We start from the raw sequence: 22,028 nt of genomic DNA, 5'->3' as shown, positions 1-22,028 counted from the left end.
CCGTCAGCCGATGACGACGACGTCTGACGCACGTTGTTCGTCGTAGATCGCCCGGACCGCGGCCGTTTGCGCATTCGCGCACGATACCGAAACGGCGATGCGTCCCTCGGCCATGCCGTCGATCAGCCGGAATCCGGCATGGGTTGAGAGTTGCTCGCCAAACGAACCGCCCAGGACGACACCCGAGATGCCGCCTGCGGCGAAGAACAGCAACGCGTCGACAAGCGGTGCTTGATCTGGGATCGGTGAGACGAAGCGCCCTGGAGGCAACATGCCAAACGCCGCGCCGATCAGTGCACCGGCGAGCGCGCCGATCATGCCGCCTCGATCGACGCGCCGGCGATGTTCGGCCTCAGTGCCGAGGCCGGGCGCGCCGGCCAGTGGATCTTCCGGGCTTAAGTCGCCATGTACGCCGTGTGCCGCCCCGATCGCGAGCGCCCGCGTGCTATCGTGCGCGCCGATCCGAATCGACGCAAGGCCGATGCCCGCCGCTCCGAACGCGGCGATGAGATTGCCGGCCGCAATTTCGTCCGCCGCGAGGCCTGCGACGACCGCCTCGTCTGCGGGCAGGTCCATACATTCACGCACCTTAATCTTGATGTGGATGTCTGCGGCGCCGTGCTCGCATGTCGAGCGCAAGCCGCCGCCATCGGCTGTCGGGAGAAAAGAGCGTGGACGTACGTCCGAAGGTGATCGTTGGCCGCTCCGTCGCCGTGCGCAAGACGCAGCCGGAACCCGCGTATTTCACCGACGTGCATCGCCGCTGGATCGGAAGTACGGGCCGCGTCCATGCGGTGGTTCCCGGTCAGCCGCGCGAGAACCCGCTCGTCAAGGTCGGATTCGAGGACGGCTCGCAGATCGTATTCTATCGCCTCGCCGACCTCGACGTCGATCAAGACGAGCCGCATGACGCGCACAAAAAACACGGCGAACGCGGAAGCCACCTGCCCGACGCACCGTGAATCCGGTCATCGTTTCGTGTAGCGTCGATTCCATCAAGAGCTTGCTCGCAGACAGAGCGGCGCTGACGGCGAGGGAGCAGTACGGCGCCCCATTCGACCCGTCGGCGCGCTCGTTTGGATTCGCCGTACACGGCGATTCGCAAACACCGCCGATTGCGGTCATGCTCATGACGATCGCCGGCGGAGTGGCGACCATCGACGAGCTCATCGTCGCCTCGCCCTCAAGCGGGTCCGCAGCCGCCTCAATGCTGGTCCGCCGGTTCGAAGAGACCGCTTCGTATCACAACTGCCACAAGGCGCGCGCACTCGTAAAACAAGATGGGGCGACAGCCGAATTATTGACGCGTGCGGGTTACCGCGTCGAGGCGCTCCTCAAGCGCCATTATTTCCAGGCCGATTTCATCGAACTCGTCAGGTGGCTGCAGTGATCGATCAGCGAGCGAGCACGTGCTGCAGCCAGTCGAGCCCATCCACAATGCGCGGACCGTCGCGCTCCATGATGTCGTCGGACGGAGGGCGGAGCACGCGGCCGGTGCGCACCGCTCGCAGACTGCGCCACGGCTCGCGCGATCGGGCGTCTGCGCCGAATGGCGTATCGCGGGCAACAATGATCACGTCCGGGTCCATCTTCACGACAGACTCCGCGCTCAGATTGGGATAGGGCTCATCCGCGGTGGCCGCGACATTCACCCCGCCGGCGGCCACGATCATATCGTTTAAGAACGAATGTGGACCGGCGGCATAACCGGGAAGTCCCAGGAGATAAAGCACGCGCACGTGCGGCGGCGATTTGAGCGCGCGCGCCCGTATCGCGGCGATCCTGCGATCGAGGAGATCCTTCAGCGTCGCCGCCTGCTCTTGACGGCCGCACGCATGGCCGACACCGACGATGTCGCCATCGAGATCGCGCAAGTCGCGATTGGGCATATACTCGACCGGCACGCCGAGCCGGTGCTCGATCGGCGACGCTTCGGCCTCTTCGTCGTGCAATGCCAGGACCGCGGTTGGACGCAGCTGGGCGACGCGTTCCAGGTCCGCGGTGCGCACGTCGCCGACGTGAGGCAAAGCGCGGGCGGCTGCAGGGTAGTCGTCGTATGCCGTGTCGCCGACGAGGTAGGCGCCGCATCCCACGGCATAGACGATCTCGGTGAGCGATGGCGCGAGCGAGATCAGCCGGGACTCGCGTGCAGCGCCGGAAGATGGCGGCGCATGCGGCGCGCACGAACACGTCGTCGCGAGCAGCAATGCGGCGCCGACGGCCGCGCGCTTGACGCTCACTGCGACGTCGTCAGCCGGACGCTTAACGTCGTGCCAAGCACCGGGTAGCCGAAAGTATCTTCGACCCGCTGGCCGGTGATGTTGTCGAGACGCACGGTGAGGCCGAACCCTCGACCGAGCGGCCGCGAGACGTAGGCGCTGAGATTCGCATACGCGGGCAGGGCGGTGGTGTTCGCCTCATCGGCGTAGCGTCTGCCGGTGAACGCGAGACTCAATCCCGCGCTGCCGCGGCCGAGCGTACGCCAATATTCAGTCGATCCGGTGGCAGTCGGACGATAGAGAAGGCGCGTCCCAGGCAGCGCGCTGAGATCGGCGGCGCGCGGATAGTCGGTATACCCGAAGCGGATGTGCGCGCCCGCCGAAAGCTTGAGTTCGGTCTGTGCTTCCATGCCGCGCACGCTCGCCTTCGCGATGTTGACCGGCAGAAACGTCGTCGGATTGAATACGATGAGATTGTTCGTATCGACGCCGAACCACGTCAGCGTCGCGTTGCCCGCTCCGAAATCCGCGGTCGCGCCGGTGTCGAACGTGGCTGCATACTCCGGCCGCAATGCGGTATTGCCGGCGAACGGAAAGTAGCGGTCGTCGAGATCGGGCGTGCGAAAGGCGCGCGCGTAGTTCGCGCGCAGCGTCACGCCGCCGAGCCGTTCGCTCATCCCTAGCGACGGTACGCTCGTCGACGCCGTTCCCTGCGGCCGCTCGCTGCGCAAACCGATCGAACTGCTGAAGCGCGCGTCCGGCGCATGCAGATCGTCGGCGACATACCACGCGGTCGTGGCGTCCGCGGCGACCGTCGGTGGTTTGGTCGTCAGTCCGGAGAACAGCGACGTATCGCCGCGCGAATCATAGCCGACGGTCACGAGCTGTGCGGAGCCCGCGCTGATCGAATCGCGAACCGAGAATCCACGCGACGTCGAGTTGTCGAGCGCGTCGAAGCCGAACGCAGGATTCGACGGCACGGGAACGCCGACGTGCAGCCGCCGGCCGTCGGCGAACAGCTGCAGCGTCCACGCGTTGCCGCCCGCCGGCACATCTAACGTGAAGTCGCTGCGATCAAAGATGCGCTGCTGTCTGCCGAGCGGAGTCAACTCGAAGGAGGCGTCGCCAGGGATCCCGGTGTCTTGCGTATCGTCGCTGAGACGGACTCGAGCGTGCGCCGTGCCGAAATCGCGCGAGACAGCGACGGCAACGTCGCCGATCTTGGCGTCAGTGTCCGTCCGCGTCCCCGGCGAAAGCGCATCGAAGGCTGGATAGTCGAATTGATCGCGGGCGTGCGTCGTGCGCGCGTCTACCCGTATGCCGAGTGACGATGCATCGTTGAACGACGCCGTCACGCCTTCGTCCACGGCGCCCGCATAGCCGAGTTGGATGAATGCGCTCGACGAATTCGCGGCCGGGCGGGCGGTGATGATGTTGATGACGCCGCCGATCGCGCTCGAACCGTAAAGCGTCGATGCGCCACCGGAAACCACTTCGATGCGGCTGATGCCGTTCACGGGCAGCGACGAGAAATCGACCGCCCCCGTGTCCGGATCGTTGATGGGACGACCGTCGATCAGGACAAGGGTCTGCTCTGATTTCGCTCCGCGCAACGCGACGGTTTGCAGCGACCCGGTCAACCCTGTATCTTTGACGGTGACGCCGGGCACGAAGCGAAGCGCATCGGCGACCGATGCGGCGCCCAAACGCTCAATATCCGCTGCGGTCAGCACCCAGGTTTCGCGCGAAGTCGATCCGATCGTGCCGGGATGGCGCTGCGCGGTGACGATCTCGGTGTCGAGCCGCTTGATGACGGGCGTCGCAGTCGGCGACGGCGATGCTGCCGACGCCGCGGGCGCCGGCGCTGCATCGGCTGCGCCGGATTGCTTGGACGCGATAAGCAACGCAGCGCAGAGCAGCGCGCCGGCCACGATCGTTCTCTTCATTTTGAAATACTCCGATAGTTGTCCGACGGCAAGCACACGAGGTACCCGTCGACGGGATGACGGTGGGTGGTGACTGCGATTCCATATGCGCGCTCGAGCGCGTCGGGAAGGAATATTTGTTCGGGGGGCCCCTCGATCAGCGTGCCGTCCGTGAATAGGGCGGCGCGGTCCGCGAATCGAGCGGCGAGTGTGAGATCGTGCACCGCGACCGCGACCGCGACGCCGCTGTCGGCGAGATCGCGCAGCGTCCGCAGCACTTCGATCTGATATCGAAGGTCGAGATGCGACGTCGGTTCGTCAACGAGCAGCGCGGCGGGCGTCGTCGCAAGCGCAGCGGCGATCCATGCGCGCTGCACTTCGCCCGCGCTAAGGCTGCCGATCGGGTCGTCGGCTCGGTCGGCGAGACCGGCGCGGTCGAGGCCCGAATTTATCGCCGACTCATCTTCCGGACCGGGCGCGAAACGATACCATGGGCGCCGCAGGGCAAGGCCATATCCTGCGAGATCGCGCGGCGTCACGTCCGGCGGCGGCGCCGAATCCGACGCGATCAGCATGACCCGCGCGGTCCGTTCGATCGTGCCGGCGGTGGGAGGCTGCACGCCGGCCAGCAGCCGCAAGAGCGAGGATTTCCCCGCGCCGTTGGGCCCGACGACCGCGGTGAGCATCCCGGGGTAGAGCGCGATGTCGACGCGATCGAACACGCCGCGCGGCCCGTAGTCGAGCCGCAAACCCTGCGCGCGCACCGCGGCCGTCATACGTCCACCGGCCGGCGCGCGACCGCGAGAAAAAACGGCACGCCAGCGAAGGCCAGCAGCACGCCGAGCGGGATCTCGCTGGGCGGCGCGATCGTCCGGGCAAGCGTGTCGGCGAACATCACTGCACCCGCGCCGGCCACTGCACAGGCCGGAAGCAGGCGGCGCGCATCGCCGCCGACCACTCGCCGCATCGCGTGCGGCACCATGAGTCCGACGAATCCGACCACACCGCTCACCGCCACGCACGCGGCGGTGATCAGCGATGCGATCGACAAGACGCGCCAGCGCGCGCCGTCGACGTTGAGCCCGAGTCCGCCCGCGGCCGCGGCGCCGAGCCGAAGCGCGTTGAGTTCGTTCACCACAAGAGCCGCGCCGGCAAAACCGACGGCGAGGTAGCCGGCAACCCACAAGAGTTCTGTCCAGCCGCGTCCGCCTATCCCTCCGGCGAGCCAACCCAGCACCGAAAGACCGCCGGTTTCGCCGGCGCGCAAGAGGATCAAGGTCACCGCGGCCGCGCATAACGCGGAAATCGCGACGCCGGCCAGCACGAGACGAAGATTGCCCGCCGTGCCGTCGCGCGCGCCGACCATCGCGACGATGAACGCGCACGCGAGCCCGCCTCCGAACGCAAGCGCGGGAATCGCGGCGAACGAAACGCCGATCGTGAATCCGATGGCGGCCGCCAGCGCAGCACCGGCGGAAACGCCGCTGATGTACGGATCCACGAGCGGATTGCGAAAGAGCATCTGCAGCATCGCGCCCGCCACGCCGAGACCGGCGCCGACGCACGCACCGATAAGCACGCGCGGCAAACGGATATCCCACACGATGATCGTCGCGAGATCCGAAGGCGACGGATGGACGAGCGCAGCGAAGATCGCGGCGGGAGAAAACGCCACTGCGCCAATCGCAAGGCCGGCAACGGCGCACGCGATCACTACCGCGCACAGCGCGAAGAGTTTCACCGCGACCGCGCGGGAAGACGCCATTGAAAACCCGCCCCTCTCTCGCGAAGAGGCCGTGTGTTTGCAGAGCGCGGTCGAGGCAGGTCTCCTGACTCCCGGATCGTTGCCTGGTGCCGGCGCCTTCCCATCGCAAGGACAGTGGCGCTGTCGGCGGCTCCCCGGTTACAGTGGCGCGTCCGCGCCGGATTCACACCGGCTTCCCTGACGCCTCGGACCGTGATGGCCGCCTATTCTTGCACAATAGGACATTTCCCGCTGTACGATAATCACCGACCATGCCCGCTGCATCGATGCAATACTTCGAACCGAACTTCGTGAACGAAGCGTTGGTCGTGCTGGAGCGTTTCGGCCCTCGCGCGAAAGCGTTGGCGGGCGGCACGCGGCTTGGGCCTTCCCTGCGCGGCGATTGCGGCGATGTGGTCGCGCTTGTCAATCTCAAGCGCATCGCCTCGCTCGCCGCCATCACCAGTGAACACGGACGCATGCGGATCGGCGCTCTCGTCACGGCAGCCGAGCTTGCGCATTCGCCGTCGATAGTCGCGGCCGCGCCGCTGCTCTCTCTCGCAGCGGCAAGCATGGGCTCGAGACAACTGCGCGCGCTTGCCTCGATCGGCGGCAACATCTGTTCCGGCGACGCCGCGTCCGATCTCACCACGGCCCTCCTCGCGTGCGACGCGGCGTGCGTGTTCGCGGCGCTCAATCACGGCGAGCGGCGTCTGGCGCTGAGCGACGTCCTCGTGCCGGGCGGCACCATCTGCGCGCCCGGTGAGTTGTTGGTGGCGGTCGAAGTGCCGCGCTGCGACGGTCTCACCGCATTCGAAAAGATGACGACCAGGCGTGGATTCGAGATGGCGCTCGTCGCTGTCGCCGTCACGATCACCATGGAAGGCGCACGCGCCGTTTCAGTGCGGATCGCGCTTGCGGGGGCGGGACCCACGTGCCAGCGAGCGACCAATGCTGAACGGTTCGCGACCGCGGAGTCGCCGGACGGCTACGGTCGCGAATGGGGCGAGCGGGTCGGTGCTGTTGCGGCGGAACGCGACGCCGCGCCGGATAGCGATGAACGAGCCGGCGCGGACTATCGCCGGCATCTCGTCGCGGTGCTGACGGCGCGCGCGCTCCGCACGGCTCTGGGCAGGCGGGCTTGATGCAACCGGTTCATTTGTGCGTCAACGGACTTGAGACGGACGTCGAAGTCCATCCTCTGGAGACGCTGCTTCACACCTTGCGAGATCGGATCGGATTGAACGGCACGAAGGAAGGTTGCGGCACCGGTTATTGTGGCGCGTGCACGGTGCTCGTCGACGGCGACGCGGTCAATGCGTGTCTCTTGCTCGCCGTCGACGCCGACCGCAAGGAGGTAGTCACGATCGAGGGTTTGGCCGGCGATGCCGGCGCGTTGCATCCGGTGCAGGCCGCATTTGTTGAAAACGGCGGCCTTCAGTGCGGCTTTTGCACGCCGGGCATGATCTTAAGCGCAGCTTCGCTCCTGGCCGCGACTCCCGATCCCTCGGATGACGAGATCCGCGCAGGGATCTCCGGCAATCTCTGCCGCTGCACGGGCTATCAATCGATCGTCGCGTCGGTGCACGATGCGGCGCGGCGGCTGCGCGAGAGCGGAAGATCGGGCGAACGGCCCGGTCCGCGCGCCCACATCCGGTCGCGAGCGTGAGCGCAGGCAGCATCGGCACGGTGCGCCCTCGCAGCGACGCAAGGGCAAAGGTCACCGGTACCGCTGTGTACACGGCCGATGTCATTCCGGATGATCCGCTCGCCGGAGTCGTGCTTCGGTCTCCGCACGCATTCGCGCGCATACTCAGCGTGGACACCGCGCGCGCCGCCGCGATGCCGGGCGTTCGCGCCGTCGTCTATTCCGGCAACGTGCCGGCCAAACCACTGGATTTCGGCATCAAAGATCAACACCTATTTCCGATCGACTTCGCGCGTTACCGCGGCGAGCCGGTCGCGGCGGTGGCCGCCGACACCGAGACGCAAGCGCGCGCCGCGGCCAAGGCAATAGATATCGTGTACGAAGTGATGGATCCGGTGACGAACATCGAGCAAGCGCTTGCACCCGGCGCGCAACTCGTCCACCCGGCATGGAAATCGTACGAGCACAGCGGCGAGCGGATTCTGCGCGAGAATGTCTGCGCAGTCAATCGCATCCGGCGCGGCGATGTCGACGCGGCGCTCGCGAATGCCGCGGTCGTCGTGACATCGCGCTTCACTTTTTCAGGCGGCCTCCCGGGATATCTCGAGCCACGGGCTGCCGTCGCGCAAGCCGGCCCGGACGGCACGCTCACGGTATGGTGCGGATCGCAGGCGCCGTATTCCAACCGCACCGAAATGGCTGAATTTTTCGAGCTCGCGCCGGCGAAGGTCCGCTTCATCAACCAATTCGTCGGCGGCGCTTTCGGCGGAAAGATCCTGATGGCTCCGGAGTGGTTCGCGGCCGCGCTCGCGCTTCGTTGCGACCGTCCGGTGCGGATGGCGTGGTCGCGCCACGAAGATAATCTGAACGCGGCGCCGCGCCATGGGGGCACGGCCACGTTCACTTCATGCGCGGACGCCGACGGCACGCTGCGCGCGATGCGTGCGTCGTTCGCATTCGACACCGGCGCGTATATCGGGTACGGCGGCGGATCGGCGCTCATCGCGACCATGCTCGCCTCCGCACCGTATCGCATCCCCAACTTGGATCTTGAAGCCACGCTCGTCTACACCAACAAGCAGGTCGCAGGGCCCGTTCGCGCCCCGGGCGGTCCGCAGGCGAACTTCGCGAAGGAGCTGCATCTCGACGAGATCGCGCGCAAACTTGGAATCGATCCGCTCGAGTTTCGGCTCAAGAACGCGTGGCGGGAGGGCGACGAGAGCCCGTCTGGGCAGCGCCTCACGTCTGTCAGCGTCGTGGACGTGCTGCAAAAAGCAGCAGACGCGATCGGTTGGGACAAGCCGCGCGCGAGCGGAAGCGGTCGCGGCATCGGCGCGACGTGGTGGTTCTCCTCGTGTGGGCTCTCCGAAGCCCGCGTCGAGGTGCTCACCGACGGGCGCGTTCGCGTGATCTCCGGAAATCCGGAGATCGGCACCGGGTCGGCCGCTCAAGCGCTACCGATCATCGTCGCCGATGCGCTCGGAATCGATCCGCTCGGCGTCGAGGTCGTGCTCGCCGACACAGGCGATAGCGCCGAGGACGGCGGCGTTCACGGCAGCACGTCCACGTTTTCCGCGGGGCAGGCCGCCGGCGCCGCTGCGGCTGAAGCGCGTGCGCGGTTGCTGGATCGCGCGGAATCGCTTCTCGAAGCGCGCCACGATGATCTCGATGTCCGCGACGGCTGCGTGTACGTCGTCGGCGCACCGGACAGCAAAGCGACATTCGCGCAGCTCGCCGCGCACGGCGACGAGCCGGTCATCGGCCGCGGCACCGCGCCGGAAATGGGCGACCCCGAGATCGACAACGATCTCGTGCAAGCGCACGGTTTTGCCGCGTGGCCCGCGGCGTCATTCACAGCCACGGCTGCCGAAGTCACGGTCGATAAGGAGACTGGCCGCGTGGACGTGCTGCATATCGCGACAGCACAGGACGTGGGCTTTGCGTTCAATCCGGCGGGCGTCACCGGACAGATCGAAGGCGGTGCGGTGCAAGGCCTCGGCTGGGCGCTCACCGAGGGATTAGTCTACGATGGCGCCGTGCTACGCGATCCCGACTTCAAACACTATCTGTTGCCGACGGCCGTGGACGCGCCCCGAATCACCGCGATGATCGTCGAGTGCCCGTCTGTCGAAGGACCTCGGGGGATGAAAGGCGTCGGCGAGCCGCCGGTCACCACGCCCGCCGCTGCCATCGGCAATGCGATCCGCGACGCGTGCGGCGCCGTGCCGCACGACACGCCGATGACGCCCGAACGGGTTTGGCGCGCGCTGCAAAAATAGTAGAGCAATCCGTACCGGGGCAACCGTACTAGGGCAAGCATCGCTTGCCCAAAAATGGGTGAGCGTTGCTCACCCTACTACGGATTTAACTAAGCTACCTTACGATCGAGTAGTCTTGCAAGTCGAAGTAGACTGCTTGGCACGGCGTGTCGTCGCAGTGCGCCGGACGAAACGCGGATTTCCGCGCGCTTTCCAGAGCGGCCGCATCGATGTCGGCGTTGCCGGAGCTGACGACGATGCGCACGTTCGCTGGCGTGCCGGTCGGATCGATCAAGACGCGCACGACGGCCCTGCCTTCAATGCCGGCGCGAAGCGCGGCCATCGGATACGACGTGTAGTAGTCTCGCGTCAAGAGCGGGGCGCGGTAGACCGATGACTTCATATCGGGCGGCGGTTCGAGGTATCCAAGTACCCGCGCCATGAAATCGTCCAGTGCCAGCAAGCGCCCGACGGCGCCGCTTTCCAACTCTGCGACCAGCACGCCGCCCGGAAACGACCACGCGCGAATGGTGGGGTCGGGTTCAACGATCGACGTGCCGCCCGCTGCCGCGACCGCGCCCGCAGCGTCGTCCACCGGAACGGCGAGCGCGCGAAACTCCGGCGGCTGAACGACCGGCGGCGGCGATTCGCCTTCGATCGACGCCGGAACCGCGACCAAGACTTGGCGAACGGTCATGTCGTCGTCGGTGAGCACTTCGCGGTCGAGGCCGCCAGCCTCGACCCACTGCCATTCGTGACCGAGATCGATGTTTCGGATGACGTCGGGTGCGCCGAAGATCTTTACCGCATCGAGTACGCTCGCGCCGATAGCCACGCTGCCGAGTGCCAGTCGCGGCGGAGGCTGCGCGTTGACGGCGGGTGATGGCGTAGCGACGGGCGAGGCGCCGCCGAGAGATACCACATAAAGCGCACACGCGACGAGCTCACCGGCGCGCCGGAAGAAATTCCGCAAGCAGGTCTTCATCCTTGGCCCAATGGGGAGGCGTTCCGTAACCCGTTGCGGCAGCAGAACCGACTCCGCGAGATAGTCCGTAGCGAAGCACTCGGCGCTCGCCGTCCAGATAGCGGCGTTTGGCTTCGAACTTTGCGTAGTACCACGCGAATTTCGCGGTCTGCGCCGCGCCGTCCGCCACGTTGTCGCGCACGATGAGCCCGTACTTGCGCGAAAACGCCATTGCCCTTGCCACGTAGATGCGTGGGAACCTTTCGTGCGCAACTCCCGCGACCACCACGTGCGCGAAGCGTTCGCCTTTCACACCGACAATCCCATCGCAGACCAGCGCGCCGGCGGTTCGCGCGGCCGCTCGCGGCTCGATGATCCCTTCCTCCAACGCCCCGATCGCGGAGCGCAGGCTTCCCGCAACGCCGGCACTCACCGCCGAGGCGATGGCTTCCTCGATGCGTGTAGCGTCGCCAATCAACCGGCTCATCGCAAACGCCGGTTGTCGGCGCCATCGAAGCATGAATCCCGAATCGCGCGCGAGCAGCGCGAAAGCTTCGGACGGTGCGAGCGCGGCGCATGCAGCCCGCCACGTCGTCAGCCGATCGCGAAACCGGCGCAGAACCTCACGCGTCGTTTCAGGCAGCGCTTTATCGGCGCCCCCGTACAGCACGTTGTCGGTCAATAACGTTCGCACCGCTCCCCGGTCACGTCCGCGCTTTTGTTCGCCACCGCCGACGTCCAATTCGAGTTGCGCGGCGCCGGATGCATCGCCGCAAAGAGCCCACAACGTCGCATCCGAGAATCCGACGAGCGGCGACGCCAACACGCGCAACACGCGCGCCTGGTCGTACGGGTCGTCCACGACATGCGCCAACGCGAACAGATCCGCGATATCATCCGGTGCGGCATACGCGTGGGGCGGCGGGAGCGCCGGCAATCCGCGAGCCGCCAGCAGCCCGGCGTACACGGACGCGGCATCCGCGTCGCGCGCAAGGATTGCGATTTCGCCGGGCTGGATTCCGGCGCCGAGCAGTCCGCCGACGCGATCCGCGATCCAATCGGTTTCTTCGAGTTCGTCGGCGAAGCGGTGGGCATCCACCGCCGGCCCCGGCAGCGGTGGACCTGCGACCGCGACCTGCGCCGCCGGTGGCACGGAAAGTGCGCGCCTTCCATGGAGCTCGTCGATGGCCGATGCTTCGTGCCCGGCTACTGCGATGAATGCGACGCCGGCATCGGCCGCGATCGCCAAGAACTCTCCGAGTGCGGGCTCCGCGTCCTCCGAATCGTCGACGGCGATCGCAGCGCAACCCGAAAATGCGCCGGCTGCCACGGAGGCATCGGACGAAAGCCAATCCATTGCAAAACCGACGATTTCACTCTCCGATTTCATCGTCGCCTGGCGCGCGACGCCGAGATACTCGCGGTATAGATGTGCCAAGACCCGCGCGAGGTCGCGCTCGGCGCGCCGCTGTGTCCGCAATCCGGCTTCACTCGCCAGCATGGCTTCACGTGCGCGTTTGCTGCCACGCCCCGTCCGCTGAACCTGGACGAGAAGATCGCGGGCTTGCTCGACATCATCGCCGTAGAACGCCGATACGCCCGCAATGCAGCACGTCTCAAATTCGGCCGCTGAGACTCTCGAACGGCGAAGCAGTTGGAACAACGCGTCTGCCGACTCAAGCAGCGCACCGGGCCGTCGCGCGAACGGCAAATCGAGATCGATCGAGCCGTCGCAAAGTTCCGGCCACGAGAGGTCGAGCAGACCGCGTGCCGCGCGCTCCACAGCGGCGTAGCTGGCCGCCGGGCCGCCGATCAAGAATCTCGGCGTGATCGCCGCGGAGGCGTAACCATCGCGCAGCATGCGCGCGAGGTGCCCAACGAGCGTGTCGACGACGATCGACTCGGACGCTCCTCCGGAGGCGGCGAGCGCGCGATCGAAAGCCCGGCACGCCGCGTCGTGCGAACAAATGACCAATACGCGGCCTAGCGCCGCGCGCTCCGCGGCGATCAACGCCAAGGCGGTCGTCTTGCCGGCGCCGCTCACCGAACGCACTTCAGCGGACAAAAATCGATTCCCGATCCGGTGGACGTTCGCGGCAGGCAGGCAGATAGGCGCAGAAGCGGCACGGCGGGTCCGAACCCACCCCGAAATGCGCCAAGCCGTCGCGCGTCAGCAGATCGCAGCGCCGGATGAGCGCGGCCAGCGACGCATCGAGCGTCGCGCGCGAACATGCTGCCGTCCCAGCGCGAAGCGGCGGCGGGTTCGCGCCGTCCTCGACGATGTCGAGTGCGATGACGCGCACGTCGTCGTGGATGTCGCGAATGGAGACGAGCGCGACCCTCGCCACTTGGTCGCCGCGCGCCCGGCGCATGAAGTAATACAGAGCGAGCTGCGCTTCTTCGCCCGTTCGCACCGCTTCGAGATATGCGCGCAGGTCATCGGGCACGCGTCCTGTCTTGTAGTCGAAGATCGTCACCGCGCCGCCGCCGGCCGGCCGGTCGATGCGATCGATATACCCGATGAAATCGTGCCCGCCGGCGTGCAGACGATTGATCGACTCGACCTCGACGATTTCCATCGGCGCCGCGGCAGCCTGCTTGACGAGCCAGTCGACATATTTCGGCGCGGCGCGGCGTGCCTGGAGGCGCGAGACCTCGTATTCGAATTGCGATGCGAAATCCGGCCGCATCGAGCCGAACGCGGCATCGATCTCGCGCAGGAACCGGTCCTCTAACACGCGTTGGTCGACGGCTGCCGGCTCGCGGATATCGCGATGCAACGCTTCGAGCGCCTGATGGACGGCTTTGCCGTATGTGGCATGGATCGAGCCGCGATCCTCGACCGCGTCGCACAGATACTCGAAGAACCACTGCCTCCCGCACTTCACGAACGCGTTGAGGCGCGAAGCGGAAAACGTCATCGGCGGAGCGATGACGGCTCGAGCGACCTCCGCGGCCGGCCACTCCCATGGTATTGGATCATCATCGGAAGGCGCGACGGATAGCTGATGCATGGCGGCTCCTCGACCACCACTTCCGTGCATGAACGAAGGACGAGCGATTGGCCACGCTGCGGTCGCCGCATCCGCGCGGACGAGCGCGTCGAGCAGGAGGCGGACGCGCTCGCGCGCAGGCGGCGGACGCGGGTGAACTTCCCACACGCGATCCGAATCTTCCGCCGCGAAGCCGATCTCATCGGCTGCGCCGGATTCAACGGTACCGGAATTGCCGTCGATCGAATCCATCGCGGTGACCGCAACGCGCGCGACCGCCGCGACGGTCGCGCCGTGAGCATCGAGCACGGTGGAGACCGCGCGCAAACCGCGCGCTGCGCGCATGGCGCGATCGCGGACGTCGCGGCCGCGAAAGCAGTTGAGCGTCTGCGCCAGCGTCGAAAGCAGCGACGATCCTTGGCATGCGATCTGCGCCGCGCGGATTTGCGCGATATCGAGGCCGACCTCGGGTGACGCGAGCCAACGAATCACGCTCTCGTCATCATCCGCTACAGCGGCTTGGAGCAGACCGCATATCCGTGCCTTCGCCTTGTTCCGCGGCATGCCGCCGCTTTCAACCGCCTTCTCGTTCTCGTTCGCCGTACTTCGAGCAGCGTAGCGCCGCGCGGCCAGCAGCACCTGTGCGAGCATTGCCGATGCAGGATCGCCTTCGGCCGCCGCCACAGCCAGCGCCGAATCGTCGACCTTCTGCTGCTCTGCAGCGATGGACAACGCGAAGAACCCGTCGATGAACGCCGCATCCCGCGCGAACGCCCGGCTATCGCCGTGCGCAAGTTCGGCGAGCGCAGCTGCAACCGCCGTTCTACGCCCCGCCGGAGCGCTCACGAGCGACCACGCCCGGTCGGGGAGCGGCGAGACCATTCAAACTCATCGACGTCAAGGACCAAGCCGAATACTCCCGTCATGGTGGTGAACGGTTTTCCCGCGGCATAAGGGTCTTGTCCCCCGGTCGCCGTACAGAGGTCAGAAATGCGCACGTAGCCCCAAAAATTACGTATATAATGAAGATGCCGTCGCCGCCCGGGGCGAGGGTCAGCGGATTTCGAGCGTCCGTCCCGCAGCGCCTGGCGCAGGTCACGCGCCCGTTGTGTCGCCGCTCAAAGTCTTACGCACTAGGTAATGTTAGCGGCTTTCTAGCCCGATATTCTACACATGGGGACCTGTCCCGAAACGGCCTCCAAAACACCTGGGACTACGGTAAATTTGAATGCTGCCAATCTTTTTCGGTGTAACGATACCGGGGGCAGTGCGGTCGTATCACCTAGAGCCCGTCTCCACTGGTCGAGATGTGGCCCTCATGCAGAAGATCGCCGGCGGTGACGGCGAGGCCTTCGCTGAGCTGGTGAGGCGATACACCCGAATGCTCTACAACGTAGCCTACCGCTACAACGCGTCTTCTGCCGAGGACCTCGTGCAGGAGTCGTTTTTGCGCGCCTACCAGCACGCCAACACTTTCTCCGGCCGCAGCAAAGTATCGTCGTGGCTCTACCGGATCTGCGTCAACGTCTGCCTGACCCACCAGGGCAAGGCCGGCCTGCCGATGACCGACATCGACGACGTCAACGAAGCCGAGTTGCAAGGACGTCACGATGAACGCCCGGAGGCCACGGCAGAGCGCGGCGAAACTTTCCGAGCACTCGAAGACGGTCTGCGTGCCCTGCCCAGCCAGCAGCGCATGGTCTTCATCCTGCGCGAATTGCAGGGACTCTCATACGGCGAGATCGCGGACATCTTAGGCATAAACGAACAGGCCGCCCGCACGAACCTCTGTCGCGCCAAGCGACGGTTGCAAGTGTGGCTCGACCCGCTGATAAGCTGAGCAGGAAGGAGAACGCAGATGGAATGTTCTGAAGCGCTCGACCTGCTCTACTCGGCATTCGACGGGCAGATCACACCAACCCAACAATCGTTGCTCGACGGACACCGCCGCGTGTGCTTCGCCTGTGCGACAAGTCTTGTCAAAGCCGAGCGGTTCCAAGAGCTCATCCGGCACGTGCCGCAGCTCTCCGTGCCGCGCGGACTCGAGCAGCGCATCATCAACCGGGTCACGCAAAAAACCGGCGCCTCGTCGTCATCGGGCAACAAGGTGCGGTCAATCGCGTCCGCCGCAAGCCGCTACTGGAAAGGCGCGGTCGCCACAGGCGGCGTGCTCGCCGCGGCATTCGCCATGACGTACGTGGCTCGCGATGCGATCAGCGCGATGATCACGCACCGTCCCAAGGACGAAACGGTCACTGCAATGGTGCAGGGCACGCTTCAGGACGTGGGACCGAACAATAAACAGTCTGAGGTCAACGGCTCGCAGATGCCGTTAAGCACCGGCGAAACGCTCACCAATCCGGGAACCAAGCCGGCGGTGGTGGCCTTCTCGCCGAACTTGGCTGTGACCATAGGCAGCCTCACGCAAGTTCACTTCAACAAAGTCAAGATCGGCGGCGACGGCTCGCTCGACACGGTCGACGTCCATGTGGATCGCGGAAGCCTGGGCGTGCACGAAGACCTCCATCACGGCGATTCTCCGATCAGCGTCGCGACGAATCAAGCCACGATGGAGCCCACCGGCACGAACTTCACGGTGACGGAATCCAAGAACCTGACCCACCTCGCGGTGGCGAAAGGCAGCGTCGCCGTCTACATGCCGGGCCGCACGTTCAACGTACTGGCCGGCCAAGTCGTCCAGATCTCGCAAGACGGCGTTCTGCACGAAGTCATCACGAAAGCCAAGCAGAAACCCGTCAGCAAGCTCGCGGCGCCGAAACCGCTCCAATCTCCGACGAACTGACAGATTCGGGATACGCAACCGACGAGGGTGGCCGCAAGGCCGCCCTCGTCGCATTTCACGCACGATCGGCCGATAACTCAAAGGATGCATCCAGCCGCCGTCGTCTTGGTCCTCGCGCTCACGCGTGGCGAGCGCATGACCGAATTGATCAGCTCCAGCGACCGCTTATCGTGGGTCTTACCCAAGGTCAAGCTCGATCAGCAACGCGCCGCCGGAATCATCATCGATGAAGATCTGGTCACCGTCGCCGACATGACCGCGACCGTCACCAGCATCGACAGCGGCGTCGCCACGTTGGATTCCGTCGCGGACGTCACCACTCTCGATGTGCCACGCCGTGACAAGCGCAGGCGCAAAGTTTCAGAAACCGTGACGGTTGACGCGCGCAACACTCCGCAGCGGGTCAGACTTTCGCCTGAAGACGCGGCCACGGCCGACTTGCCGGTCGAGGCTGTATCCGTCGGATCGTCGTGGACCACCCATGAGTCGGTATTGACCAGGCTTGGGAGCGGCGTGCTTGCGGTGCGGCACACCGTCACTGCGTGCGACGGCAACCGGGTGACCGTCGTCGTCCATGGTTCCGGCAAGATCGTCGGCATCGAATACGATCTGCCGCACCTCTTGCCCGGCTCGATGATTCTCGACGGCACCGCGATATTCGACCGCACGGCTGGAGCGTTCGTCAGCGAACATTACATCGTGCACAATTCGCTCCTCAAGCCCGACGGCACCGAACACATCGGCTTTGACGAACACGAAGTCGTGTCGATCATGACGAGCATCGCTCGTTAGCTCTTCAAGGACCGGGATAGACCGCCGCAAGATTGCGCAGCCATAGCTCGCCGCTTGCCGCGCGCTTGTCCGCCTGCGCCACGTAGAGACGCGTGATGGCCACCGGGAACCTCACTTGGGGCAGGAGGTCTGCGCGCACAGTCCGCCATCCTGTCCAATCGACATGGCGCGCGAGCGTCACGCTGTCGATGATGCCGTCGGCGTTGCGGTATGACGCGCGGATCCATTCGCCGTTGCCGTCGCCGTAGACGTCGCACGCGAGCGCGACCGGCACGCCCGGAATTGCGAAGTCGTTCACCAGGTACGCCGCGCGCGTCGAGCCGGCAGCCGGGAACCGGAAAGACAATCGAGTGCTCTGGGAGCCGTCGGGCGCTGGCTGCTCGTCCAGCGCGCCGTCAACTGCGCTTGACGACGGGGAAAAGCGCCATGCGCCAACCGCCGGACTGACAGGCAAGATGCGCTGCAGCGCTGCGACGTGATCTCCGATGTTGACGAGCGCCGAGGCTCGAGCGCCGCCTGCCTGTGCATGCACCGTGACCGCAGCCGCAGCCGAGCCCGCGACGAGGACTCCCGACGGCGTGATCGACGCGCCGCTGCTAGCCGACCACGTGAGCGCATCGGCGTCGAACACGACCGGCCTTCCCTGAGCGTCCGTTGCATTGGCTATAAGCGGAACCTTCGCTCCGGTCGGAACTTCGATTCCATAACCGGAAATCGTCAAACCGGCGATCGACGCGGCGACGTTCACCGCCAACGTCGCCGAAATCGTGCCGCTCGCCGCCGTGATCGTCGCATCGCCGGGAACGCGCGCGACAAAGCCGCCCGAATTGTCTTGCGTCAGTGCGCCTGCGGGATCGGCTCGCCACGTCAGCGATGCGGGCGCGACGCTGACCGGCTGAAGGTTTCCGTCGACGGCTTCTGCACGCACGGCGAACCTGCTGCCGAGCAGCACGACCGGTGCTGGAGCTCGCAGCACGAGTTGCGCGATCGGGCCCGCTTGCGCCGTGTTGACGACGAAGAGCCCATCCGCGATGGCCCGCTCGCGGCCGTCTGACGGAGTCGTCACGACGCTGACCCCCGGATCACCCGCATGACGCACGACCATTTCGCTCGAACCGCCGCTGTCGAACGCCATCGCGTCGGCGGCGCCGAGCGCGATGAAGAGCGCGCCGAACATCGGCCGCGTGATGCCGACGGAGACGCCGGGCCGGCGGCCGTCGACCACCACGAGCCATAGCGTGGCGCCGTTCGCCGAGAGACCGGCGCCGGTCAACGGATAGCGGACGTTCGATTCCTCAGGTGCCGGCGCGGCCGGATCGTCATAGACCGCGCCGCCGCGTACGAGCAGTGGACCGCCTCCAACCGCCGACGCGATAGACGCGAGCGGTGGATCGCCGTCGTAGCTAACGTCGACGGTGTCGTCCGGCGAAAATGCAGCCGCGATCGAAGCTGCGGCGTCGCCGTGCCCCGCGATGCCGATCTCGCCCTGCGCTAGCGAGGCCAGCGTCGCGAGATTTTCGGCGACCGACACAACGGTGAACGCACCGGCGCTGCCGGCAGGCTTGAGCACCGCTTCCGTCGCGCCGTACGCGTTGGCATTTCCGAGTTGATCGGTGAGCATCGCGAGTCGCGTGGACGCGGTCCAATCGTTCAGACTTGAGATCGACAGCGGTGAATTATCGGCCGGCGTGACGGTTGCACGCCACGTCAACGGCCCTAGATGGGGCCGCTTATCGGTGTCGACGAGGAATACCGCCGCGTTGCTTGGTTGATGCAAGAGCCGACCGCCGACGACCAGCGCGTTGAGCGGCGCACCGGTGCCGCCGATGTCGAAATAATCGCCGTTGATCCCGGCTTGTGCGGCAATCGAATCCGCGATCGTGGAAAGACGCGCGCCCGGACCTTGCACGACACCGCTTTGCGAAGCGGCGCTGAGCGCGACGAATGGGTTTGTCAAATCGACGGTGATGATCGAGATCGAAAGCGGTGCGTCCGCTTTGCCGCCCGATGCGGCGGCGAGCGCTTGAGCGCCGCTTAACGCCCAGTGCTCGTACGAAACGCCCGGTCCGATCTGTTCTTGCGCAGTGCGCGTCGTCGAATACGCGGGCCATCCGGGCGGCAACGGAAAGGTGTCGAACGCTCGCGCCGGCGCGGCGGCGCCCGCCGAGAGCATCGCCGCGAGGGCGGCGCCGAGCAGCGATCGCATCCTGCATGGCATGCGGGCGAGTTCTGCGAATTGGCCACCGATGCCTCATCGTATTCGTCGGTCCGCTGCGCTTGTGCTCACGTGCATTGTCGCAGCCTACACGAGTACGGCGATGGCGGCGCCGGCCGATGAACCGGTGCAGCTCGCATTGCACCTTTCGCCAAACGCCCACGTCACGGTCGCGCGCACAGCCGTCCACATCATCACGTACGACATGAATCACGCTCTGATGTCGCTGCTCGGTGACCGAGTCGCACCGACGACGCTGATCGACACGATCACGGCATCGATCGAGATCTCGCCGGCAGGCGGGCACATAGAGGAGGATATGACGAGTCTGCGCCGTTATGGGGGAACCAACCCGAAGGACAAATCGGTCGTGACTCGCCACGATCACTACGCGGGCGACCTGGCAAGCAACGGCGTGCGCACCCCCGCGGTCGAACGCTTAGCCGATGCGGGCGACGGCGCGCTCGACGAACTGCCGGCCGCTCCGCTGCGCGTCGGCCAAGCTTGGACCTTCAGCCGGCCGGTCAGTCTGGACCGGTCGCTCGGCCAAGGTACGATGACGTTCACGAACACGCTCACGGGTTTGGCGGACCGCAACGGTCATCAGATCGCGCTGATCAACGTGAGCGGCGCCGGCGTCGCACAGCCTGCATCGGATCTGCAAGCGAAAGGCTTCCACCCGGCATCGTACGTGCTGCACGGCAACGCAGAATTCGACGTCACGGCTGGGATGCCGGGCGTGCAGCACTACGAAGCGAACGTCGAATGGGATGCGCACGTCCTATTCTCCCGGATCGGTCTGAAGTTCGCCGACACGTACGATTCGGGCGGATGGACCGTCGCGGAACGTCACCCTTGACCACGCGCCTCGTTTTGTCGCCGGACCACGATCTCGACGATCGCATCTCTGCCGCGCTGGCCGCCTCGTCGCTTCAAGCTATCGGATACGCGTGCGTCATCGATCTCGATCGGATGTGCTGCGGCTCGTATCGCGCCGCCGCCGATATCTACCCCGCCAGCGTGATAAAAATCGCGGTGATGGCCGAAGCGTTTCATCAGTACGCTGCCGGCGCGTTGACGCGCGATCAAGCGGTATCCATCAGCGGCGCGAATCTGACGACGACGGCGGAGCCCACGCCGTTCGTCCCCGGATACCGAGCAACGGTGCAGGAGTTGGTCGAGTTGATGATCACACGATCCGACAACATCGCGACGAACCAGATGTTGGACGTGTTGCGACGGGAGAACGTGACCGCATACATGCGCGAGCTCGGGCTTGCGACGTTTCTTATGGGCCGCAAGCTGTCGGGCTCCGAACCGCTCATCGCCGATCCCGAGACCGTCGGCCGCAACCGATTGCCACCCGAAGAGACCGCGTGGCTGCTCGCAGTCATCGCGCTCGACATGGTCTCGGAAGCGGCGGAGCAGCGAGCGATCCTCGAGCGCTGCGTCCACAACGATAAACTTGTGCTTGGCCTCTTGCCGGGCGACCGCTTCATGCATAAGACCGGCGAGACGGACGAACAGAGTCACGACGCCGGCATCCTCGTGACTTCACAAGGACGCCGCTACGCGATCGTGCTCTACACGACGCCTGAGCCGCAACCCGACCGCTCCGACGCGTCGTACATCGATCCCAGGTTGACGTCGTGGATGCGCCACCTGCGAGGATCGCTGTGATGCTCACTATCGATTTGACCGGCTCCATCGTCTTGGTCACCGGCGGATCGCGAGGCATCGGCGCCTCGATCGTGCGCAAGCTCAATGTAGCGGGCGCGTCGGTCTTCTTCACCTTCGCGAGCCGCCGCGATGAAGCGCATGCGTTGGCGGATGAGTTGGGCGAGCGCGTCGCGTGCGCGCAATGCGATCTCGCCGACGGCGCTGCGTTGCCCGATCTTGTCGGCGCCTGCGTCTTGCGCTTTGGCGGCTTGCACACTCTGATCAACAATGCCGGCACGTTTGACACGAATCCGTTCGACGGCGAGGACTTCGCGGCATGGCGCGCCGGATGGCGGCGGACGTTCGACATCAACCTTTTCGGCGCGGCCGATCTTTCGTGGGCGGCGATGCGCCACATGCGCGCAAACGGCGGCGGCAAGATCATCAACATCGCGTCGCGCGCGGCTCATCGAGGCGAACTGGAGTACGCCGATTACGGTGCCAGCAAAGCCGCTCTCGTCAATCTCACGAAGTCGATCGCGCGGTCGTGCTCGAAAGACGGCGTGCTGGCGTTCGCGGTCGCACCGGGCTTTATCGAAACCGAAATGGCCGCACACGATCTCGCCACGCGGCGCGACGAGATCGTCGCCGAAATCCCGATCGGTCGGGTGGGAGAGCCGAATGACGTCGCAGGTATTGTCGCCTTTCTCGCATCGCCGATGGCCGACTACCTCAACGGTGCCACCATCGATGTCAACGGGGGTTCTTATGTGCGGTAGGGAATTGAAACCATAAGTGTGCGCGGACG

The 22,028-nt window shown here is 65.7% G+C and carries 20 protein-coding genes and 1 riboswitch; of the genes, 11 read left to right on the top strand and 9 right to left on the bottom strand.

The genetic code is table 11. The features are described from left to right. Window positions 1-3 precede the first annotated feature (3 nt). Window positions 4-639, bottom strand: coding sequence for a hypothetical protein (locus VII69_04195; protein ID HEY5094303.1), 636 nt, complete (start codon window positions 637-639; stop codon window positions 4-6). Between the two features lie 32 nt (window positions 640-671). Here VII69_04195 and VII69_04190 point away from each other — a divergent pair, with 32 nt between their 5' ends. Together VII69_04190 and VII69_04185 are read left to right on the top strand one after the other, a co-directional pair. Next, on the top strand, window positions 672-962 hold the full coding sequence (locus tag VII69_04190; GenBank protein HEY5094302.1) for a hypothetical protein: 291 nt from the start codon (window positions 672-674) through the stop codon (window positions 960-962). Then, entirely contained in the window at window positions 959-1,390 is a 432-nt protein-coding gene (locus VII69_04185) for a hypothetical protein (GenBank protein HEY5094301.1), read from the top strand. Before VII69_04190 ends, VII69_04185 begins: the two co-directional genes overlap by 4 nt. Before the next feature lie 4 nt (window positions 1,391-1,394). On the opposite strand, the gene VII69_04180 is transcribed toward VII69_04185, so the two are convergent. The 4 genes from VII69_04180 to VII69_04165 are packed head-to-tail and all read right to left on the bottom strand — an operon-like array spanning window position 1,395 to window position 5,909. Beyond that, on the bottom strand, window positions 1,395-2,240 hold the full coding sequence (locus tag VII69_04180; GenBank protein HEY5094300.1) for a helical backbone metal receptor: 846 nt from the start codon (window positions 2,238-2,240) through the stop codon (window positions 1,395-1,397). Next, window positions 2,237-4,165, bottom strand: a complete 1,929-nt coding sequence (locus VII69_04175; GenBank protein HEY5094299.1) for a TonB-dependent receptor — start codon at window positions 4,163-4,165, stop codon at window positions 2,237-2,239. The genes VII69_04180 and VII69_04175 overlap by 4 nt, the downstream gene beginning before the upstream one ends. Then, the gene (locus VII69_04170) at window positions 4,162-4,920 is read right to left on the bottom strand and encodes an ABC transporter ATP-binding protein (GenBank protein ID HEY5094298.1); all 759 of its coding nucleotides are present in this window, start codon (window positions 4,918-4,920) and stop codon (window positions 4,162-4,164) included. Before VII69_04170 ends, VII69_04175 begins: the two co-directional genes overlap by 4 nt. Further along, window positions 4,917-5,909, bottom strand: a complete 993-nt coding sequence (locus VII69_04165) for an iron ABC transporter permease (GenBank protein ID HEY5094297.1) — start codon at window positions 5,907-5,909, stop codon at window positions 4,917-4,919. Before VII69_04165 ends, VII69_04170 begins: the two co-directional genes overlap by 4 nt. 36 nt (window positions 5,910-5,945) lie before the next feature. Continuing rightward, window positions 5,946-6,131: riboswitch (cobalamin riboswitch) on the bottom strand. Between the two features lie 29 nt (window positions 6,132-6,160). Here VII69_04165 and VII69_04160 point away from each other — a divergent pair. Genes VII69_04160 through VII69_04150 form a run of 3 tightly spaced genes read left to right on the top strand, consistent with a single transcriptional unit; the run spans window position 6,161 to window position 9,815 of the window. Next, the gene (locus tag VII69_04160) at window positions 6,161-7,033 is read left to right on the top strand and encodes an FAD binding domain-containing protein (GenBank protein ID HEY5094296.1); all 873 of its coding nucleotides are present in this window, start codon (window positions 6,161-6,163) and stop codon (window positions 7,031-7,033) included. Next, entirely contained in the window at window positions 7,033-7,557 is a 525-nt protein-coding gene (locus VII69_04155) for a (2Fe-2S)-binding protein (GenBank protein ID HEY5094295.1), read from the top strand. Before VII69_04160 ends, VII69_04155 begins: the two co-directional genes overlap by 1 nt. Next, the gene (locus tag VII69_04150; protein HEY5094294.1) at window positions 7,554-9,815 is read left to right on the top strand and encodes a xanthine dehydrogenase family protein molybdopterin-binding subunit; all 2,262 of its coding nucleotides are present in this window, start codon (window positions 7,554-7,556) and stop codon (window positions 9,813-9,815) included. The genes VII69_04155 and VII69_04150 overlap by 4 nt, the downstream gene beginning before the upstream one ends. A gap of 94 nt (window positions 9,816-9,909) precedes the next feature. Here VII69_04150 and VII69_04145 read toward each other — a convergent pair whose 3' ends face one another. Genes VII69_04145 through VII69_04135 form a run of 3 tightly spaced genes read right to left on the bottom strand, consistent with a single transcriptional unit; the run spans window position 9,910 to window position 14,633 of the window. Next, on the bottom strand, window positions 9,910-10,767 hold the full coding sequence (locus tag VII69_04145) for an energy transducer TonB (protein ID HEY5094293.1): 858 nt from the start codon (window positions 10,765-10,767) through the stop codon (window positions 9,910-9,912). Further along, a complete protein-coding gene (locus VII69_04140; GenBank protein ID HEY5094292.1) occupies window positions 10,739-12,811 on the bottom strand; it encodes a hypothetical protein in 2,073 nt (690 codons plus the stop codon). The genes VII69_04145 and VII69_04140 overlap by 29 nt, the downstream gene beginning before the upstream one ends. A 1-nt stretch (window position 12,812) precedes the next feature. Continuing rightward, on the bottom strand, window positions 12,813-14,633 hold the full coding sequence (locus tag VII69_04135) for a PD-(D/E)XK nuclease family protein (GenBank protein ID HEY5094291.1): 1,821 nt from the start codon (window positions 14,631-14,633) through the stop codon (window positions 12,813-12,815). Between the two features lie 436 nt (window positions 14,634-15,069). Here VII69_04135 and VII69_04130 point away from each other — a divergent pair, with 436 nt between their 5' ends. From VII69_04130 to VII69_04120, 3 genes are all read left to right on the top strand, one after another. Beyond that, window positions 15,070-15,591: an RNA polymerase sigma factor gene (locus VII69_04130; GenBank protein ID HEY5094290.1), complete on the top strand. Its 522-nt coding sequence runs from the start codon at window positions 15,070-15,072 to the stop codon at window positions 15,589-15,591. An 18-nt stretch (window positions 15,592-15,609) separates the two neighbouring features. Next, on the top strand, window positions 15,610-16,554 hold the full coding sequence (locus VII69_04125) for a FecR domain-containing protein (GenBank protein ID HEY5094289.1): 945 nt from the start codon (window positions 15,610-15,612) through the stop codon (window positions 16,552-16,554). Between the two features lie 84 nt (window positions 16,555-16,638). Further along, entirely contained in the window at window positions 16,639-17,346 is a 708-nt protein-coding gene (locus VII69_04120; protein ID HEY5094288.1) for a hypothetical protein, read from the top strand. Between the two features lie 4 nt (window positions 17,347-17,350). On the opposite strand, the gene VII69_04115 is transcribed toward VII69_04120, so the two are convergent. Further along, on the bottom strand, window positions 17,351-19,552 hold the full coding sequence (locus tag VII69_04115; GenBank protein ID HEY5094287.1) for a phosphodiester glycosidase family protein: 2,202 nt from the start codon (window positions 19,550-19,552) through the stop codon (window positions 17,351-17,353). A gap of 40 nt (window positions 19,553-19,592) precedes the next feature. On the opposite strand from VII69_04115, the gene VII69_04110 reads away from it, so the two are divergent. The 3 genes from VII69_04110 to VII69_04100 are packed head-to-tail and all read left to right on the top strand — an operon-like array spanning window position 19,593 to window position 21,999. Further along, on the top strand, window positions 19,593-20,420 hold the full coding sequence (locus VII69_04110; protein HEY5094286.1) for a hypothetical protein: 828 nt from the start codon (window positions 19,593-19,595) through the stop codon (window positions 20,418-20,420). Further along, the gene (locus tag VII69_04105) at window positions 20,417-21,241 is read left to right on the top strand and encodes a serine hydrolase (GenBank protein ID HEY5094285.1); all 825 of its coding nucleotides are present in this window, start codon (window positions 20,417-20,419) and stop codon (window positions 21,239-21,241) included. Before VII69_04110 ends, VII69_04105 begins: the two co-directional genes overlap by 4 nt. Beyond that, window positions 21,241-21,999 carry an SDR family NAD(P)-dependent oxidoreductase gene (locus tag VII69_04100; protein ID HEY5094284.1) on the top strand — a complete coding sequence of 253 codons (759 nt, stop codon included), beginning with the start codon at window positions 21,241-21,243 and terminating at the stop codon, window positions 21,997-21,999. The genes VII69_04105 and VII69_04100 overlap by 1 nt, the downstream gene beginning before the upstream one ends. Window positions 22,000-22,028 lie beyond the last annotated feature (29 nt).

The organism is Candidatus Eremiobacteraceae bacterium, assembly GCA_036511855.1.
Lineage (GTDB): Bacteria > Vulcanimicrobiota > Vulcanimicrobiia > Eremiobacterales > Eremiobacteraceae > JABCYQ01.
The sequence above is the reverse complement of the archived record's forward strand: the minus strand, read 5'-3'. Positions and strand labels throughout refer to the sequence as shown.

Coding starts and splice junctions, on each gene's coding strand:
- VII69_04155 (HEY5094295.1), top strand. CDS start 7,033: ATGCAACCGGTTCATTTGTGCGTCAACGGACTTGAGACGGACGTCGAA.
- VII69_04120 (HEY5094288.1), top strand. CDS start 16,639: ATGCATCCAGCCGCCGTCGTCTTGGTCCTCGCGCTCACGCGTGGCGAG.
- VII69_04110 (HEY5094286.1), top strand. CDS start 19,593: ATGCCTCATCGTATTCGTCGGTCCGCTGCGCTTGTGCTCACGTGCATT.
- VII69_04125 (HEY5094289.1), top strand. CDS start 15,610: ATGGAATGTTCTGAAGCGCTCGACCTGCTCTACTCGGCATTCGACGGG.
- VII69_04135 (HEY5094291.1), bottom strand. CDS start 14,633: ATGGTCTCGCCGCTCCCCGACCGGGCGTGGTCGCTCGTGAGCGCTCCG.
- VII69_04115 (HEY5094287.1), bottom strand. CDS start 19,552: ATGCGATCGCTGCTCGGCGCCGCCCTCGCGGCGATGCTCTCGGCGGGC.
- VII69_04100 (HEY5094284.1), top strand. CDS start 21,241: ATGCTCACTATCGATTTGACCGGCTCCATCGTCTTGGTCACCGGCGGA.
- VII69_04160 (HEY5094296.1), top strand. CDS start 6,161: ATGCCCGCTGCATCGATGCAATACTTCGAACCGAACTTCGTGAACGAA.
- VII69_04175 (HEY5094299.1), bottom strand. CDS start 4,165: ATGAAGAGAACGATCGTGGCCGGCGCGCTGCTCTGCGCTGCGTTGCTT.
- VII69_04165 (HEY5094297.1), bottom strand. CDS start 5,909: ATGGCGTCTTCCCGCGCGGTCGCGGTGAAACTCTTCGCGCTGTGCGCG.
- VII69_04170 (HEY5094298.1), bottom strand. CDS start 4,920: ATGACGGCCGCGGTGCGCGCGCAGGGTTTGCGGCTCGACTACGGGCCG.
- VII69_04130 (HEY5094290.1), top strand. CDS start 15,070: ATGCAGAAGATCGCCGGCGGTGACGGCGAGGCCTTCGCTGAGCTGGTG.